At 65.2% G+C, this 17338-nt stretch carries 18 protein-coding genes and 2 pseudogenes; 10 read left to right on the top strand and 10 right to left on the bottom strand.

The features are described 5' to 3' along the window. Nucleotides 1–143 precede the first annotated feature (143 nt). Complete coding sequence (locus AADZ78_RS29300; RefSeq protein WP_085250813.1) at nucleotides 144–614, top strand: PE family protein; 471 nt, start codon at nucleotides 144–146, stop codon at nucleotides 612–614. Here AADZ78_RS29300 and AADZ78_RS25275 read toward each other — a convergent pair. From AADZ78_RS25275 to AADZ78_RS25250, 6 genes and pseudogenes are all read right to left on the bottom strand, one after another. Continuing rightward, a complete protein-coding gene (locus AADZ78_RS25275) occupies nucleotides 557–895 on the bottom strand; it encodes a DUF2304 domain-containing protein (protein ID WP_085250814.1) in 339 nt (112 codons plus the stop codon). The genes AADZ78_RS29300 and AADZ78_RS25275 overlap by 58 nt on opposite strands. Nucleotides 896–908: 13 nt before the next feature. Beyond that, nucleotides 909–1607 (bottom strand): glycosyltransferase family 2 protein, encoded by a 699-nt coding sequence (locus AADZ78_RS25270; protein ID WP_139828738.1) that lies wholly within the window; start codon nucleotides 1605–1607, stop codon nucleotides 909–911. 37 nt (nucleotides 1608–1644) lie between these two features. Beyond that, on the bottom strand, nucleotides 1645–2922 hold the full coding sequence (locus tag AADZ78_RS25265; RefSeq protein WP_372510548.1) for a hypothetical protein: 1278 nt from the start codon (nucleotides 2920–2922) through the stop codon (nucleotides 1645–1647). A 27-nt stretch (nucleotides 2923–2949) separates the two neighbouring features. Then, nucleotides 2950–3234 (bottom strand): effector, encoded by a 285-nt coding sequence (esxN, locus tag AADZ78_RS25260; RefSeq protein WP_015293199.1) that lies wholly within the window; start codon nucleotides 3232–3234, stop codon nucleotides 2950–2952. A gap of 21 nt (nucleotides 3235–3255) precedes the next feature. Next, a complete protein-coding gene (locus AADZ78_RS25255; protein WP_085250816.1) occupies nucleotides 3256–3552 on the bottom strand; it encodes a WXG100 family type VII secretion target in 297 nt (98 codons plus the stop codon). 14 nt (nucleotides 3553–3566) lie between these two features. Continuing rightward, nucleotides 3567–4052, bottom strand: a pseudogene (locus AADZ78_RS25250) (PPE family protein); the annotation flags it as partial. 229 nt (nucleotides 4053–4281) lie between these two features. Between AADZ78_RS25250 and AADZ78_RS25245 the strand changes: the two are divergent. Then, a complete protein-coding gene (locus tag AADZ78_RS25245; RefSeq protein ID WP_085250818.1) occupies nucleotides 4282–5376 on the top strand; it encodes a DUF475 domain-containing protein in 1095 nt (364 codons plus the stop codon). Here AADZ78_RS25245 and AADZ78_RS25240 read toward each other — a convergent pair. Further along, a complete protein-coding gene (locus AADZ78_RS25240; protein ID WP_085250819.1) occupies nucleotides 5373–5861 on the bottom strand; it encodes an inorganic diphosphatase in 489 nt (162 codons plus the stop codon). The two genes, AADZ78_RS25245 and AADZ78_RS25240, sit on opposite strands and share 4 nt — an antisense overlap. Nucleotides 5862–5985: 124 nt before the next feature. Between AADZ78_RS25240 and dacB the strand changes: the two genes are divergently transcribed. The 4 genes and pseudogenes from dacB (at nucleotide 5986) to hpt (ending at nucleotide 9994) form a co-directional block, all read left to right on the top strand. After that, complete coding sequence (gene dacB / locus AADZ78_RS25235; RefSeq protein WP_085250820.1) at nucleotides 5986–7374, top strand: D-alanyl-D-alanine carboxypeptidase/D-alanyl-D-alanine endopeptidase; 1389 nt, start codon at nucleotides 5986–5988, stop codon at nucleotides 7372–7374. Next, nucleotides 7371–8420 (top strand): zinc-dependent metalloprotease, encoded by a 1050-nt coding sequence (locus AADZ78_RS25230; RefSeq protein ID WP_085250825.1) that lies wholly within the window; start codon nucleotides 7371–7373, stop codon nucleotides 8418–8420. Before dacB ends, AADZ78_RS25230 begins: the two co-directional genes overlap by 4 nt. After that, nucleotides 8399–9379, top strand: a complete 981-nt coding sequence (gene tilS, locus AADZ78_RS25225; protein ID WP_085250821.1) for a tRNA lysidine(34) synthetase TilS — start codon at nucleotides 8399–8401, stop codon at nucleotides 9377–9379. The genes AADZ78_RS25230 and tilS overlap by 22 nt, the downstream gene beginning before the upstream one ends. After that, nucleotides 9376–9994 (top strand): annotated as a pseudogene (gene hpt / locus AADZ78_RS25220) (hypoxanthine phosphoribosyltransferase). Before tilS ends, hpt begins: the two are co-directional and overlap by 4 nt. Before the next feature lie 174 nt (nucleotides 9995–10168). On the opposite strand, the gene AADZ78_RS25215 reads toward hpt, so the two are convergent. Together AADZ78_RS25215 and AADZ78_RS25210 are read right to left on the bottom strand one after the other, a co-directional pair. Continuing rightward, complete coding sequence (locus AADZ78_RS25215; protein ID WP_085250103.1) at nucleotides 10169–11797, bottom strand: transposase; 1629 nt, start codon at nucleotides 11795–11797, stop codon at nucleotides 10169–10171. A 274-nt stretch (nucleotides 11798–12071) separates the two neighbouring features. After that, a complete protein-coding gene (locus AADZ78_RS25210; protein ID WP_085251877.1) occupies nucleotides 12072–12818 on the bottom strand; it encodes an SIMPL domain-containing protein in 747 nt (248 codons plus the stop codon). Nucleotides 12819–13496: 678 nt separating this feature from the next. On the opposite strand from AADZ78_RS25210, the gene AADZ78_RS25205 reads away from it, so the two are divergent. Genes AADZ78_RS25205 through AADZ78_RS25190 form a run of 4 tightly spaced genes read left to right on the top strand, consistent with a single transcriptional unit; the run spans nucleotide 13497 to nucleotide 15717 of the window. Continuing rightward, nucleotides 13497–13796 carry a PE family protein gene (locus AADZ78_RS25205; protein ID WP_085251876.1) on the top strand — a complete coding sequence of 100 codons (300 nt, stop codon included), beginning with the start codon at nucleotides 13497–13499 and terminating at the stop codon, nucleotides 13794–13796. Between the two features lie 11 nt (nucleotides 13797–13807). Beyond that, on the top strand, nucleotides 13808–15058 hold the full coding sequence (locus tag AADZ78_RS25200) for a PPE family protein (RefSeq protein WP_085251875.1): 1251 nt from the start codon (nucleotides 13808–13810) through the stop codon (nucleotides 15056–15058). A gap of 40 nt (nucleotides 15059–15098) precedes the next feature. After that, on the top strand, nucleotides 15099–15395 hold the full coding sequence (locus tag AADZ78_RS25195; protein ID WP_085251874.1) for a WXG100 family type VII secretion target: 297 nt from the start codon (nucleotides 15099–15101) through the stop codon (nucleotides 15393–15395). Between the two features lie 37 nt (nucleotides 15396–15432). Next, entirely contained in the window at nucleotides 15433–15717 is a 285-nt protein-coding gene (locus AADZ78_RS25190) for a WXG100 family type VII secretion target (protein WP_085251873.1), read from the top strand. Nucleotides 15718–15730: 13 nt separating this feature from the next. On the opposite strand, the gene AADZ78_RS25185 is transcribed toward AADZ78_RS25190, so the two are convergent. Further along, entirely contained in the window at nucleotides 15731–17314 is a 1584-nt protein-coding gene (locus tag AADZ78_RS25185; RefSeq protein ID WP_085251872.1) for an HNH endonuclease signature motif containing protein, read from the bottom strand. Nucleotides 17315–17338 lie beyond the last annotated feature (24 nt).

The raw sequence follows: 17338 nt of genomic DNA, 5'->3' as shown, positions 1-17338 counted from the left end.
CGGGCGGGCTTTCGGTAATCGTGTGTCAATTGTGAAATCAGCAGGCCAGGGGCAGACCGGCCTCCAGCACGCGAAGGCCAGCTAGGCGTCCCCGATACTGATGCACCCGGCGAGCTCGGCGCCGGCGGCCGCGAGGCAATGCAGTGCTCACCTCGCAAGCTGTCGATATCAGGAAAACTTCATCTACTCCGAAGCCGCCGGCCCCATCTTGTCGACAAACCATCGTTCATCGCCAGACGGCTGAGGAGGGGTATGTCGTTCCTAACGGTGTGTCAACAGAGTCATTGGCGGCGGCCGCGTTGGACGTGGAGCGCATCGGTCGGGCCGTGGCCGTGGCGAACAAGGCTGCCGCGGCGGCGCCAACCGGGGTGGTGGCCCCTAATGCCGACGAGGTGTCGATCGACGTGGCGCCATTATTAGGTGCGCCATTATTAGGTGCGCCCGCATTGAGTCATCAGGAGCGCCCGGCGATGCCGTTCCGTATGGACGTGCTGGTTCGCCCGACAACGGCTCCACCTGGCGTCGCACGTCGCGCGGGCCGCCCCAAATCGTGGGATCAGCTGTCCGGCACCTGCGCGCCCTCGATCGCCACCGCGCGGGCAAGTCGGGCGTAGCGCAGCTCCAAGTCCTTGAACCGCATGTAGGTGCTCAGTGTGGTGAAACTGAACGCCATGATCAGCGCGTAGAGCATCAGGTCGGTGCCGCGGCGCACCCCGAACCAGTGCGCGACCACCGTGGTGTCGTCCGGGCGCAGCACGGCGTAAACGCCGCCCAGCACGAAAAAGACATAGCCGACCTTGACCCAGGCCCGAGCCCGCGCGCTGCGGCGGGACCGCAGCAGGAAGACCAACAGCGCGATGATCGACGCGATCAACAGCACCTGGATCCAGTTCATCTTGTGGTCCTTTTCATCTACGAATCCTCCCTCGCAGGAACCCGTCGAAGATGATGTTGACGCCGTTGAGCAGCGGCTGACCCTTCGACTTGGAGTACTCGGTGTAGAGCACCTCGACGGGCTCTTCGGCTACACGCCAACGGTTTTCGACGATCAACATGATGAACTCGCTGGCATGGCTCATGCCGCTCATTGTGATGTTCAGCCCGTCGGCCACCGTCTTGTTGAACACCCGCAGGCCGTTGTTGGTGTCGGTCAGACCAAGCCGGCGACCGCGCCGGCTCAACCGCGCGGCGGTCTGCAGCACGATCCGTTTCAGTAGCGGCGGCCGGCTGGCCGGGTTTGCGAGGTCCCGCCCGAACCGCGTTCCGATCACAACGTCGACGTCACCCGCGGAAAGTCGGTCGACCATCGCGGCCAGGTCTTTGACGCGATGCTGCCCGTCGGCGTCGAACGTGGCGAAAGCCTGCGCGCCGGGCTGCCTGCGAGCGTACTCGACGCCGGTCTGGATGGCCGCGCCCTGGCCCAAGTTGATGGGATGGCGCACCAAGTGAGCCCCCGCCCGCATGGCGATGTCGCCGGTGCCGTCGGTACTGCCGTCGTCCACGCACACGACGTGGTCGAAGACCGACCGCACGTCGGTGACGACCTCACCGATGACGGCGGCTTCGTTGAAGGCGGGGATAACGATCCAAGCGTCCGAGTAATGCATTTCGATGCCCACAACGTACACGCTGGTCGCGGACTGTTCAGCGGTACGCGTCCCGGGCGCGCGCCAAGGCCATCAGATGGACGGCGATTCCCACCAGGGGACCGCATAACAGTCCGATCACAGTGCGGGTCTCTAGCGCCAGCGGCAGCAGCAGCAATAATCCCGACGCCACCGTCGCCCCGACCCAGCCCAGCGAGTAGGCCCGATGCAACGCGGCCGCCACCGCGGCGGAGCCGGTCAGCGTCAACATGGCAATCGCCACCGCGGCCGCGGTTAGCCACGCCAGCAGTGAGCTGCTGGCCTGGTACTGCGGCCCGAACCCGACACGCAGCAGCCAGGGGCCGACCATGCCCGCCGCCAGCACCCCAACCGCGCCGATGCCGCCGACAAGCAAACCCGGCGCAACCAACGCCCGAAGCCGATGGGTGCGTTCGTCGACGAAATGGGCGATCAGGTTGCCTTGCATACCGGTCAGCGGTACCAGCAGCGGCGCCCGGGTCAGCGTCACCACAAGGATGATGACGCCGCCCTGCGCACCCAGCTCACCGGGGGACGTGAGTTTCAATAGCACCGGAAACCCCATGATCAGGATCGCGCTGGCACCCGCCGCGGTGATCGAGTGGGCGGCGCCCCTCAGGAATGTCGCGGTACTGCCGGGTGTCATCAGACGCCCCGCCGCGCGTGCCGTCGGCGAAGCTAGCAGCATGATCAGCCACGCCACCGCACCCGCAACGGTCGCCCACAGAAAACCGACGAGCCCCCAGCCGATGACGAACGTTGCGGTAGCCACCGCCACCCGGATGATCGCGTCAGTCATCATGAGCGCGCCGTACTGACTCCACCGGTTGGTTCCGGCCAACATGCCCAGCAGGGTGGCGTGCACGCAGAAACCAGCCAGCCCAACGCTGAGCAGCCCCACCGACAACCAGCGCTCCGCGGCGAACACCCGCCCGCCCCACAGTGGCGAGCTACCGGCGATCACGACCGCTGCGGTGAGGCCGACCATCCCGGCGACCCGCAGCGGGTGGACGCGACCGCCGTCCGGCAACACCTCGACGTAGCCCAGCGAGCGGACCTCTCGGGTGGTTTCCTGCAGCAGACCGTTGGCGCAGCCGGTGACCAGGCCGAAGGCGCCCCAGAAGACCCCGAAAATCGAGAAGCCGCTGGGGGCCAGATCGCGCGCGGCCAGGTAAATGACCGAATACCCGCATACCGCCGTCACCGCGGTCGCGGTACCGACCCGCGCCACGCTGCCGCGCGCGATCGGACCCACCGGTGCACTCGCCGAACCGCCGACTTCCGTCACCGTCGAAATACTAAGCGGGCGTGCCCGCTGGAAAAGCTAAGCCCAGCTGGAACCCACCGCGGAGTCGGTTTGCGCCATGTTGTTGCCGGCGGCTTGCACCTTTTGTCCGTGAGCGTTGGCCTGCTCGTAGATCACTTGGAAGTTACGTCCCAACTGGGTGATGAACTCCTGACACGCCACCGAACCGGCGCCACCCCAGAAATCCCCAGCCGCCAGCACGTCGCGCACGATCGCCTGGTGCTCAGCCTCCAACGACGCCGCTTGAGCCCGAATCGTGGCTCCGTGGGCGTCTACGTCACCGAACTGGTAATTAATCGTCATCGCAAAATCCCTTCAAGCTCTCTAGCTGCTCAAAACTTGCTGCGAAGTCTGCTCTTGCTGCTCGTAGTTGTTGGCGTCGCGGACCAGCCCGTCGCGCACCCCGGGCAGCATGTTCACGATGTTGCGGAACGCCTGATTCATCTGGCCCATGGTGTCCAATGAGGTCGCTTCGGCCAACCCGCTCCAGCCGGCACCAGAAATGTTTTGCGACGAAGCCCACATCCGGCGCGCTTCGTCCTCGACGGTCTGGGCGTGCATCTCGAAACGGCCCGCCATGTCCCGCATGGCGTGCGGGTCGGTCATAAACCGCGTAGTCATTACATTTTTCCTTTCGCCTGCGCGCCGGACAGATACCCCACCATCGCGACCACGTCCTGTGCCCACATCTCCACGTAGTCGAATTCGGTGGCCGCAATCGCCGGGGTGTTCTGACCAAGAAAATTCGTCGCCACCACAGCCGCCAACGATGTCCGGTTGGCCGCCACGGCCGCCGGATGCACCGTGGCCGCCAGCGCCGTCTCGAACGCCGTAGCGGCCGCCGTCGCCTGGCCGGCGGATTGCTCGGACTGCGCGGCCGCCGCGCTCAGCCACCCCAGATACGGCGTGGCAGCAGCCACCATGGCCACCGACGACGGACCCGTCCACGGACCGCTGGACAACTCGGTGATCACCGACTGGAACGACGACACTGAGGCCGCCAAATCCTGGGCCAGCCCTTGCCAAGCCGCCGCCGCTGCAAACAACGGCCCCGACCCCGCGCCGGCAAAAATCCGCGCCGAGTTGATCTCCGGCGGCAACCACGAAAACTCCGGAACCATGGCTAGCCGATCTCCTTCGCAGTGATGTATTTGGTTGAACGTCGGTTCACTGCGTCGTGACCGGCCGCGAGATGACTATTGCGCCCAGATCTTGAGTAGGTCATGTCTAAATGTGAAATCCGCAGTTCAGAGTATGTTTTGGGGTCCGTCGCGAAGCGGAAGGCGACGTAGTTATTGTGAGTGGAGGTCGGAAGGATCCCGTGAAAATCCCGAGAATCCCGAAAAGCAGTTGACCACGTTCCGCATTTTCGGCTTCTCGCTGGCGGTCACCGGGGCAGCTTTGGTCATCGGATACCTGCATGGCGGGCCGACCGCCCTGTTCTTGCTGACGGTACTGGGTGTGCTCGAGGTGTCGCTGTCGTTCGACAACGCCATCATCAACGCCGCGGTACTGAAGCAGATGAGCCAGTTCTGGCAACGGATGTTTCTGACCATCGGGATTCTGATCGCGGTGTTCGGAATGCGACTGGTGTTCCCGCTGGCCATCGTGTGGCTGAGCGCTGGCCTCGATCCGGTTCGCGCGATGAAGCTGGCGCTGCACCCGCCGCCGGGCGGCGCGCTGGAATTTCCGGACGGCTCGCCCAGCTATGAAAAGCTGATCCATGCCGCCCACCCGCAGATTGCGGCGTTCGGCGGGATGTTCCTGTTGATGTTGTTCTTGGACTTCGTTTTCCACGACCGGGATATCAAGTGGCTCAAGTGGATTGAGGGCCCGTTCGCCCGTGTCGGCCGGCTCGGTCAGGTGCCGGTGGTGGTGGCCGGTGTGGTGTTGATTTTCGTCGGCATCCATTTGACACACACCGGTGACGGGCACGCCACGGTCATGACCGCCGGTGTGTTGGGACTGGTGACCTATCTCGTCGTGAACGGTCTGAGCCGCGCGTTTCGGCCGTCGGGGGTGGAGGAACGATCTTCGGCGCAGATCCCCGAGGCCACCGGGGCGGTCGGGAAAGCCGGCTTCACGCTGTTCCTCTATTTAGAGGTGCTGGACGCGACGTTTTCTTTCGACGGAGTCACCGGAGCCTTTGCCATCACTACGGACCCGATCATCATCGCGTTGGGCCTTGGCCTGGTGGGCGCGGTGTTCGTCCGGTCTATCACCATCTTTCTGGTCCGCCAGGACACCTTGGACCGATACATCTACTTAGAACACGGCGCGCACTGGGCGATCGGCGCGCTGGCCGTGATCATGCTGATATCCATCGACCACCGATTCCAGATCCCGGAGTGGATCACAGCGTCGGTGGGCATGGTTTTTATCGTGGCGGCATTCACCGAAAGTGTGTGGCGCAACCGACGAGTGTCGCGCCAACGCGAAATTTAATGCCCGTTCGTCTTGAACCGCTCGATCGACCGCTGCACCTCTGCCTCGGCTTCGGCGCGGTCAACCCAGTCGGCCGCCTTGACGAACTTGCCCGGCTCCAGGTCCTTGTAGTGCACGAAGAAGTGCTTGATCGCGTCCAACTCGTATTGCGCGACGTCGCCGATGTCCTGGATGTGGTCCCACCGGTGGTCGCCGGCTGGCACACACAGCACCTTGTCGTCGCCGCCCTTCTCGTCGACCATCCGGAACATTCCCACCGGCCGCACCTCCACCAACACCCCCGGGAACAGCGGCCGCGGCAGCAGCACCAGCGCGTCCAGCGGGTCGCCGTCCTCACCCAGCGTGTCCTCGATAAAGCCGTAGTCGGTGGGGTAGGCCATCGAGGTATAGAGGTAGCGGTCCAGACGCACCCGACCCGTCTCGTGGTCGATCTCGTACTTGTTGCGCTCGCCCTTCGGAATTTCGATGGTCACGTCGAATTGCACGGGTCGGCTCCTTCGGAACAAGCGGTTGGGTCAACTGCATCGGGGGACACCCTAGCCGAGCCGGTACCGTCGCACCGCGTCATGGCTGGTTCGGCAGAATGGGGCACAGAAAGGCAGGAGAATCATGGGTCCCAAACGTTGGCGTAAGTCCACCCAGGTATTGATCGGGGTGGCTGTGCTGGCGTTTGTCGCCGTGCTGGTCGCGGCCGCGGCGTTCTTCACCACCGGAGGTCACGGATCCGGTGGCGCCCGGTCGCCCGTTCCGCCGCCGCGGCCGCCCACGGTCAAGCCCGGAGTGACCCCGGTTGCCGACACGGCCGTTACACCGAGTGCCGCCGGCGTGGCGGCGGCACTGGCTGCAGCCGCGGCCGATCCCAATTTGGGCAAGTTAGGGGGCCGGATCACCGATGCCCTGACCGGAAACGAACTCTGGCGTCAGCTAGATGACTTGCCGTTGATACCGGCGTCGACGAACAAGATTTTGACGGCAGCGGCGGCGTTGCTGACCTTGGACCGTCAGGCCCGGATCAGCACGCGTGTGGTGGCCACCAGCCAAGCCGCTCAGGGAGCTGTCGTGCTGGTGGGGGCCGGGGATCCGACGCTGTCCGCCGCACCACCCGGCCAGGACACCTGGTATCGGGGTGCGGCGCGCATCAGCGACCTCGTCGAACAGATTCGTCGCAGCGGCGTGACGCCGACGGTGGTGCAGGTGGACATTTCGGCGTTCAGTGGTCCGACGATGGCACCGGGCTGGGACCCTGCCGACGTCGACAACGGGGACGTGGCCCCGATCGAGGCGGCGATGATCGATGCCGGGCGTATCCAGCCGACCACGGTCAACTCCCGAAGGTCGCGCACCCCGGCGCTGGACGCCGGACGCGAGCTGGCCAAGGCCCTTGGACTCGACCCCGCGGCGGTGACGATCGGTTCCGCTCCGACGGGTGCTCGGCAACTGGCCGTGGTGCAGTCGGCGCCGTTGATCCAGCGGCTGTCTCAAATGATGAACGCCTCTGACAATGTGATGGCCGAGTGCATCGGGCGCGAGGTGGCCGCCGCGATCAACCGGCCGCAGAGCTTTACCGGCGCGGTCGACGCGGTGACCAACCGGCTGAACACCGTGCACGTCGACACCGCCGGTGCCGCGCTGGTCGATTCCAGCGGTTTGTCGGTGGACAACCGTCTGACCGCCCGCACCCTGGACGGCGTGATGCAGGCCGCCGCTGGACCCGATCAGCCGACGTTGCGACCCTTACTGGACCTGCTTCCCATCGCCGGCGGTAGCGGCACGCTGGGCGAGCGCTTCCTGGACCGGTCCACCGAGCAGGGGCCCGCAGGTTGGCTGCGGGCCAAAACCGGATCATTGACCGCCATCAACTCGTTGGTCGGAGTGCTCACCGACAGCAGCGGACGGGTGCTCACCTTCGCGTTCATCTCCAACGAGGCTGGGCCGAACGGCCGCAACGCAATGGACGCGCTGGCCACCAAGCTCTGGTTCTGCGGGTGCGCGACGTGACCGCAGCAACGGATCTCACCCTTGGCAACACCGTCGATTGGCGATTTGCGGCGACCGTCGGGGCAAAGCTGGCCCGGCCGGGTCCGCCGTCCACGGAATACACGCGCCGCCAGGTGATCGACGAGTTGCTGACCGCGGCGGCGAAAGCTGAACCGCCGGTGCGCGACATCACCGGTCTGGTGGCCGACGATGTGGTGCCGCCCGCCCGCGTCGTGGACCGGCCGGAGTGGATCCGGGCGGCCGCGGAATCGATGCGGGCGATGACGAACGGCAGCGAAAAGCCGCGGGGGTTTCTCACCGGACGGATCACCGGTGCGCAGACGGGTGCGGTGCTGGCGTTCGTGGCCTCAGGCATCCTCGGGCAATACGACCCGTTCGGTGTGGCCGAAGAGGGCTGCTTGTTGTTGGTGTATCCCAACGTCATTGCCGTCGAGCGGCAACTGAAGGTCGACCCGTCCGACTTCCGGCTGTGGGTGTGCCTGCATGAGGTCACCCACCGGGTACAGTTCACCGCCAACCCGTGGCTAGCGGGCTACATGGCGGATTCACTGGCGCTGTTGACCCGCGAACCCGCCGACGACCTGGGGCAAGTAGTGAGCCGGCTCGCGGACTTCGTCCGTACCCGCGGCTCCGGCGATGGCGACGACTTTGCCCCGTCGGGGATTCTGGGCCTGGTGCGAGCCGTGCAGTCGGAACCGCAACGCGAAGCCCTGGATCGGCTCTTGGTGCTGGGCACGCTGCTCGAGGGCCACGCCGAACACGTGATGGATGCGGTTGGCCCGGTGGTGGTGCCTTCGGTGGCCACGATCCGCCGCCGCTTCGACGAACGTCGCCAGCGCAAGCAACCACCGCTGCAGCGGCTGCTGCGCGCACTGTTGGGCTTCGACGCCAAGCTCAGTCAGTACACCCGCGGCAAGGCGTTCGTCGACCACGTGGTGGACCGGGTCGGGATGAAGCGGTTCAACACGATCTGGTCGGGCCCGACGACGTTGCCCCTGCCCGCCGAGATCGAGAACCCGCAGCGATGGATCGACCGGGTGCTGTAGGGCAGCTGCGCGCGGCCGGCGAGAAGTTTTTGAAGGCGCATCTGGACACAGCCGACCGATGGTGCGTGGGGCTCTCCGGTGGCCCCGACTCGTTGGCCCTTACCGCGGTCGCGGCGCAGCTGTTGCCCACCACCGCTCTGATCGTGGACCATGGCCTGCAGCCCGGTTCGGACGCTGTCGCCGAAACCGCGCGGGCGCAGGCTCTGTCGCTGGGATGCGTTGACGCACAAGTTCTTTGCGTTCAGGTGGATACCTCAACCGGGTCCGGCAGCCCGGAGGCGGCGGCGCGCACCGCTCGCTACGCCGCGCTGGGCGCCCGCCGTGACGGCCCGGTGCTGTTGGCCCACACCCTGGACGATCAGGCCGAGACGGTGTTGCTCGGGCTTGGCCGCGGTTCGGGGGCTCGGTCGATCGCCGGCATGCGCCCGTACGATCCGCCGTGGTGCCGGCCATTGCTTGGGGTGCGACGCAGCGTGACGCATGCGGCATGCCGGGAGCTGGGCCTGAGCGCGTGGCAGGATCCGCACAACACCGACCGCCGCTTCACCCGAACGCGGTTGCGCACCGAAGTGCTGCCACTGCTGGAAGATGTGCTGGGTGGAGGCGTCGCCGAAGCGCTGGCCCGCACCGCGACGGCGTTGCGCGAGGACACCGAACTGATCGACACGATGGCCGCTGAGGCGTTATCCGAGGCGCTGGCGGGGTCGGGTTTGAGCATCGAGGCGTTGACCGCGCTGCCGGATCCGGTGCGGCGCAGGGTAATTCGTGGCTGGCTCCTGGCAGGCGGCGCGACCGGGCTGACCGATAAGCAGATCCGCCGCGTGGACGCGCTGGTCACCGCGTGGCGCGGCCAGGGCGGCGTGGCGGTCGGCTCCACCTTGCGTGGGCAGCGGTTGATTGCCGGGCGGCGCGACGGCGTACTGACCTTGTGGAGTGAGCCCGTCTCCAAGTCGATTTGACGCCTGCGTTGGTTTTTCGGCCGACCACATGGCTACGCTGTGGGCGTGACGGAGGAGCTGTACCCGGGGGATATCAAGTCGGTGTTGCTCACCAAGGAGCAGATCCAGGCCCGCATCGCCGAGCTCGGTGACCAAATCGGCACCGACTACCGGGACTTACCCGCTACCACCGGCCAGGACCTGCTGTTGATCACGGTGCTGAAGGGTGCCGTGCTGTTCGTAACCGACCTGGCGCGCGCAATTCCATTGCCGACCCAGTTCGAATTCATGGCGGTGAGCTCATACGGATCCTCGACCTCGTCGTCGGGGGTGGTGCGCATCCTTAAGGACCTCGACCGCGACATCAACGGCCGCGATGTGCTGATCGTCGAGGACGTCGTTGACTCCGGACTGACGCTTTCCTGGCTGTCGCGGAACCTGAGCACCCGGCGTCCGCGTTCGTTGCGGGTGTGCACGCTGCTGCGCAAGCCCGATGCGTTGGGCGCCAACGTCGACATCGCCTACGTGGGCTTCGACATTCCGAACGACTTCGTGGTGGGTTACGGCCTGGACTACGACGAGCGGTACCGCGACCTGCCGTATATCGGGACGCTGGACCCCCGGGTCTATCAGTAGCGGCCGTAGCGCGCTGAGGCGGAAGTTACGGCTGTTTAGGTAGCAATTTTTCGGGTTTGGCCTAGGACGCCGCTGATGTAATGGCCCCTGGTGGGTTGGCGTCGACGGCGTCCGAATTCTGACCCGTGACGGCATCTGAAAATTGACCCCTTGGATGGTCGGTCGGTGGTGGGGTCAGGCAATCGCCCAGCCCGCGGCTCCGTGGTGTAGGCCCAGGGCGGCCAGTCGGGCGAGGTTGATGGCGCCGGCTCGGGCCAGGATGTCGGTCAGGATGCGTTTGTGTCCGCGGCAGCGGGCTCTTCGGCCACCCCAGGGGCGGTGGGTGAAGTGGCTGATCTTGCGTTCCACCACCGGCCGATAGGTCCGGTAGTCCTGCTGCCAGGCCGGATCTCGTTGGCGCGCTTTGGCGTGCTGCAGCGCGGCTTCCCGCGGGTGAATGCTGATCACGCGCCCCCGACGGGACTTCGTGCACTCCGCCCGCAACGGACACGACTGACACAGCACACCGAAGCGCGCCACGGGGTGACGCACACCAGCGCGGATGCTCACGGTGTGATCAGCCGGGCAGGTGACGGTGCGGCCGGCCAGATCAATCCTGAACTGGTCTTTGGAATAGCCGTTGGCGTTGCGCACCGGAGGCACTTTGGCGCGCATGTCATGACCCCGCTGGGTCTGCTCATCCAGCGTAGCCCCGCCGGCGTAGGCCGAATCCCCATACACCTCAAACCCTTTGGACCCCGAACCATTCTGTGAGTCGCTACCGTCGTCATCGTCATCGTCCGATTCGGCATCGGCAGGTGCGCCCGCGACGGGTTCGTTCAGCAGCTCGTCGATGACCTCGCGATCGGCGGTGTTGGCCGCGGTGATGGCCACATTGGTGATCAGCTCCTCATCCGGATCCACACTGAGGTGACTTTTGTAACCGTCGAAGGTACGGGCCCGTGACTTGTGCCCGTGGCGGGCCTCGACATCGACGGTGGAGATCAGCCGATCCCGGGCCACCCGCCGGGCGATACGAAACACCCCATCCTCGCCGGCCTCGACGTCTTGGCCGGCCACCAACCCCAGCAGCTGGGCGGCTTCGGCGAGCGGCCCGTCCAACTCGCGGCCATCCAGCACCTCCAACGCCGCCTGGGCATCGCGGGCCAGCGCATCCACCAGCGACTCTCGGGCTTTCGGGTCGTCCCAGTCGCACGGCGGCTTACCCAGGCTGGCGTAGTCATCGTCGCGGGTCAGCACCTGCCGCACCGCACCCGCCAACGCAGGATCGGCCCGGTCAGCCACGGACAGTACTTTGCGGATCGCGGCCCGCAACTGGATCACCGTGTCCTGAGTGGCCACCGCATCAAACAACGGGGTGGAATCCAACACCCGCCGCCGTCCCCGTAACAACCCGGCCGCTTGGGCGGTGGTATTGACGTCATCGAACAACCGCCGCGGCCGATCGGACTTCCGCAGCCGGTTGCGCATCCCAACGAGCACCGTGGGGTGAAAAGCCTCCGCCCCCACTGTCAACCCGGCAGCGGCCTTCCAACGCAAGTCGAAAGCCAGCCGGTCACACGCTTCCCGATCCGACAAGCCCTCGTAGGCCTGCAACAGCATCACCGTGGCCACCACGCGCGCCGGCACAGTCGGGCGGCCCCGCGTCGAGGCCTTGAACAAGTCGGCGAAATAGTCATCGCCGAACAGCGCGCCGCCGTGCTCGGCCAACAGCCGATAGATGCTGCCCTCGGGCAACTGATCACCCACCAGAAGCATCGCGTCATCGAACCGGCCCTGCCGATTCTCACATCCCAACGCCACCCACCGATCCTCATGGCACACCCGCGCCAAACCCGGTCAGGCACGCCGAAACCCGGGCCACTAAATCAGCAGCGTCCTAGGTTTTTGTCCGTTCAGCGGGTGACTCCCGGGGAGCACTGGTCACCGTGGGGCCGCAGCCATCCTTTCCGGCATCGAAATTGAAACCTGGGCGGGCCTTCTCGGCGTGTCGTCGCCGTGGTTTCAGTGTCGAGGTCGTCAACCATCGGCCCAGCTCACAACGCAAATCAACTTCGCGGGACACCGTAACTTCGGCTTACGTCAGCTCCCAGATCACCGTCACCGAAAAGCTCACCATCTGCTGGCCGGGTTCCAGTGGCACGGTGGAAGCGCGCGGGGACGGCGCTGCCGGCCCGCCCTCTAACGGCGCGTGGCCGGTTTCCTCCGAGATGGAGAGCACCTTGCCAAGGTTGAGTCCCGACAGTTGCGCGTACTGCTGGGCGCGGGTCTTGGCGTCCTCGAAGGCACGGGTCTGCGCGTCCTTCACCAGCTTCGAGTCGTCGGCGATCGAGTACCTGACCGATCTGATCCGGGTTGCGTCACCGCCGCGGTTGACGATGAGTTCGAGCAGCCGCGATGCGGCATCTGTCGGGTGGATCTTGACCGCGATGGCGTTTTCGGCGCGATAGCTGGTGATGATGGCGGTGCCACCGGGCTCGGGAGTGCTGTACTGCGGCTGCAGGGTGACCTCGGTGGTGCGGATGTCCTTGCGCTCCTGTCCCGCGTCTACCAGTGCGTTGATGACCGCTTGCTGGCGGTCATTGGTCTGGTTCATCGCGCTGGTGACGTCGCCCGCGGTGAACTCAATGGCGACGTCGGCGGTTAGGGTGTCCGGAGCACCCTGTACCTGGCCCGAACCGAACACGGTCACCTGACGTGGATTTGCGCCGGATTGAGCCGCGTTGTGCGAATCGCACGCCGCCAGCGAGGCCGCGGCGAACAGGGCGGCGGTCAATGCAATCGACTTGCGGACAAATCCCCGGGCGCGTTGTGCGATCGGCATGACTGGCACCCTAGCGCTTCCGGTGCTTTGCACGAGCGGACGGCTGTTATGCTGTGGCGACATAATTCGTTCACCTGATGTTTAAACGCGATCATGAGTCGTCGAGACTCGTAAACGTAGGCCAGCAAAGGCCTAACGTCGGCTAGCGGCTGCCCAATTCAGGTCCGCCACAGGTCGATTTCACCAAATTCGCCACCTTGCAGGATTCCGCCCGGCGGTAGTGCAGTGCGCTTACCCTGGCCGCTCTGGTCGCCGTGGTCGTTAATCAGACCTACGGAATCGGTTACGGCTCAAGGTAATTGGTTCGTAACTTACCAAGATTCGTTGTTACACAATACTTTTCGAAATCTTGCTTACTTGTCTGGAAGTCCAACGCGAACGGTGTCTGCTGCGGGAATTGCGTATTTTAACGCTTGTTGGCGCGCCATCTCAAAATTCATATCGAACTCAAATCATATTTGATTCCGATATGTTTCATACCAAAATTCAAAAATGCAGGTAATCACCTGCAGCAAATGAATTGTTATTTACTCGGCAGTGAACAGGCTGTGTGGAACCTGTGTTGTTCCTACCTGGCTGTCCTAGCCTGTCGTCTGGTCTGCTTCAGGGGACGGGCGACATTGATGTCGCCGCTACTGGAAGTTGTTTGTTCAAGCAGAGATTGAGGGAGGAATTCTTATGTCGATAATGCTCGCAGAGCCAGATATGTTGGCCGCGACTGCCGGCGAGCTGCAGTCCATCAACGTTGCGGTGCGCGCCGGAAATGCCGCGGCGGCATTGCCCACGACCAGTGTGGTTCCCGCCGCGTCTGATTTGGTGTCGCTGCTGACCGCGATGCAGTTTGCCGCACACGCAAAGCTGTATCAGCAGATCAGCGCTCAGGCGGCGGCCGTCCAGGAGCAGTTGGCGACGACGCTGGGCATCAGCGCGGGTTCGTATGCGGTCACCGAGGCCGCCAACGTCAGCACAATTGGGTAGGAGCAAGGCTGATGCTGGATTTTGCGGCTTTGCCGCCGGAGATCAACTCTGCGCTGATGTATGCCGGACCCGGCTCGGGCCCGATGCTGACCGCCGCGACGGCCTGGGAGGTGTTGTCCGCAGAGCTACAAACCGTGGCGTCTTCCTACGACGCCCTGGTCACTGGCCTGACTGACGGGCCATGGCAGGGTCCATCCGCGGCGGCGATGGCGGCCGCCGCGGCGCCCCAAGTGGCGTGGTTGGTGGACACCGCCGCGCTGGCTGAACTGGCCGGCAGCCAAGCTGTGGCTGCGGCGAGCGCTTATGAAGCGGCTTTTCTCGCGACGGTGCCACCGGCGGAGGTCGCGGCCAACCGGGCTCTTTTGATGGCGTTGCTAGCGACGAATTTCCTCGGTCAGAACACCGCGGCAATCGCGGCCACCGAGGCGCAATACGCCGAGATGTGGGCCCAGGATGCCGCAGCGATGTATGGCTATGCCGGTGCATCGGCGCAGGCGTCGACGTTGACGCCGTTTAGCCCGGCGGCGGCCACGGTCAACCCCGGCGGGCTGGCCGCCCAAGCGGCCTCGGTTGCCCAAGCGATCGGCAACTCCACTGCTGCGGACGCTGGACTCCAGCAGCTGACCTCGATTCTGCCCACTGTGCTGGGGGATCTCGCAAACCCGTCCGCACTACTCGCCGACCCTCTGAAAGTGCTCGGGATCACCGGGCACACTTACACCGCCGATGGAACCGGGGTGATCGTGGGCGGAATGTTAGGCGACTTGACGACGGCTGTGACCGGGGACGCAACTTTGGATGCCACTACGGCCTTGGACACATTTGGCAGATGGGTTTCTCCCGCCCGGCTCATGGTTACCCAGTTCAAGGACTACGTGGGCCTCGCCCACGACCTGCCGAAGTTCGCCAGTGAGGGGGCCAAAGCCGCCGGTGAAGCCGCCAAGGCGCTGCCGGCCCTTCCATCCGTCCTTCCGAATGCGGGTGGTCTTGGTGGGATTGCGGCAGCTGCCGGCAACGCGGCCAAGGTCGGGGCTTTCTCGGCGCCGGCGTCCTGGGCCGGTTCAGTCCCGGCTGCAACGCCCATCAACGTTGCCCTCAACGGCCTCGCGTCCGGCGCGGCCGCTGAACCCGCCGCAAGTGCGTTCGGCGGGGTGCCGGTGGTGCCGGGCTCCGGAGTCGGGCGCGGCCTAGCCGCCCACTTTGCCGCACCCCGATACGGTTTCAAGCCCACCATCATGCCGCAACCGCCAGCCGGCGGATGACGATCAGCCATCAGATTCGACGATTCTAAGGAGCATTCAGATGACTACACGCTTTATGACCGACCCGCACGCGATGCGGGACATGGCGGGCCGCTTCGAGATGCACGCCCAAACCGTCGAGGACGAGGCCCGCCGGATGTGGGCGTCCTCGCAGAACATCTCCGGCGCTGGCTGGAGCGGTCTTGCCGAGGCGACCTCGCTGGACACCATGGGGCAGATGAACACGGCGTTCCGCAACATCGTGAACATGCTGCACGGTGTTCGCGACGGCCTGATCCGCGATGCCAACAACTACGAGCAGCAAGAGCAGGCCTCGCAGCAGATCCTCAGCAGCTGAACAGATCACCCATATTTCAGACAGGAGAACACCTGAAATGACCATCAACTATCAATTCGGCGATGTTGACGCCCACGGCGCCACCATCCGCGCGCAGGCCGCGTCACTGGAAGCCGAGCACCAGGCCATCGTTCGCGATGTGCTTGCGGCTGGCGACTTTTGGGGCGGCGCCGGTTCGGTGGCCTGCCAGGAGTTCATCACCCAACTGGGTCGCAACTTCCAGGTGATCTACGAGCAGGCCAACGCCCATGGCCAGAAGGTGCAGACAGCCGGCAGCAACATGGCACAAACCGACAGCGCGGTTGGGTCCAGCTGGGCCTGACCGCGCGTCACGGTCAGAAGGGCGGATCGCCGGGTAGGGGTTCCGGCATTGGCTTGTCGGGTGTCCAGTCCGGTGGGAGTTCTTCTGACTCGCGGGGATCGTTGACCCAGGTACAGAACGGGCTGGTGCTCGGTGTGCCCTTGAACAGGAACAGCATGTCGCGCATGTGATTGCGGAACCTGCGGTCGGCGATCTCCTGCTTTCGAGCCTGTTCGAGCCAGCGCCGGTATTCGTTGATGGGCCGCTGCTCGCGGTTATGCTTGCGTGCCCGGGCGATTCGGCTGGCGCGCTGCTGCGAGCGACCGCGCCGATTGGGTTTCGGCGGCGCGCATGGCGGTCTTCGACCCAGCCCGAACAGGTCCACACCGGCCGGCGACGTCCGATACCTCCGCCCGCTAGGCGAGGTCCAGATCACCGCGCCATCGGCGCACTGGGTGTCACGCCACCCACCGAACGTTTTCAGCCGATGATGTTGTCTACAAAGACATTTCAGATTTTCCAGCACGGTCAGCCCACCAGCGGCCGGGTCGGCGTGGTTAAACGGAATCGTATGGTCGAGGTCGCACACCATCGCCGGGCGGCCACACCCGGGAAACCGACACGTCAAATCCCGACACCGCACCGCTCGCTCCAAGGCCGCAGAAGGCTGATACCGCAACGCCGCCACCGGGCTGGTGTAAGGATCGATGACATGCAGGGCCGCGGTAGCGACCAAATCACGCACCTGCTCGGCATCAATGACCCCATAGCCCTCCAGATAGCCCGGCGCCGTGCCGGTGCCATACACCGTCTGCTCGCCGGCCACCACATTGATCACCACCCGCACCCCACCACCATCGCGATCGTCGGCGCATCTGGCGGGACATTCCGGCCGTGCACACCCACACCCCAGCGTGCGGCCCTCGGCCAGCGCGCCCACCGCATCCGCGCGCCGCTGATCCATGGTGCGCGGATCACCGGCACACACCTGGCCGGCCAGCTGGGACAGCCGCCGGTCAAAGGCCGTGGCCGCAGCCGCCGGCACCGTGCCATACACCTCGGCCATCCCATTGCCCAACGCGTTGACACCGATATGGCGATCCGCCTCGGCGGTGGCTTGGCGCTCCCGGGCCGCATCGGGATCCACCGCGCGCACCGCGGCATCGACGGCGTTGATGATCCGCTGGCGCGACCAGCCCTGCCAGGTGCCGATCCGTGCGGCCAGCGACTCATCCAACTGGGCGATCAGTTGTTCATCGACCAGTTCGGTGCGCCCGATAATCAAGCGCACGGTGCGCCAATCGGTGTGCCCCGCCGCCAACAATGCCGCGAGGTGGGGCAGGCGCACATCCAGTGTTTCGGCGTATAACACCAGATAGCTTGCCGCCAGCGGCGACACATTCATCGCCGCAGCGACCTCGGCCTTGGTTTGGTCGAACCCATCGATGCCGGCATACCCATCTCGCTGCTCGGCCCGCTCGGCGGCGGCGCGCCGATTCCGCAGCAACGCCGCGACCGCCGCCATCCGTCGCGCCACCAGCATCGACTCCTGCCGGTGCGTGGACTCAACCACCCCGACCAGCGCCGCAGAGCCCAACCCCTGCAGGTCTTCGAACACGCTTTCGATATTAATGAGGGGGTC

It is taken from the genome of Mycobacterium riyadhense (assembly GCF_963853645.1).
GTDB classification, from domain to species: Bacteria; Actinomycetota; Actinomycetes; order Mycobacteriales; family Mycobacteriaceae; genus Mycobacterium; species Mycobacterium riyadhense.
This window is presented reverse-complemented; position numbering and strand designations above follow the sequence as displayed.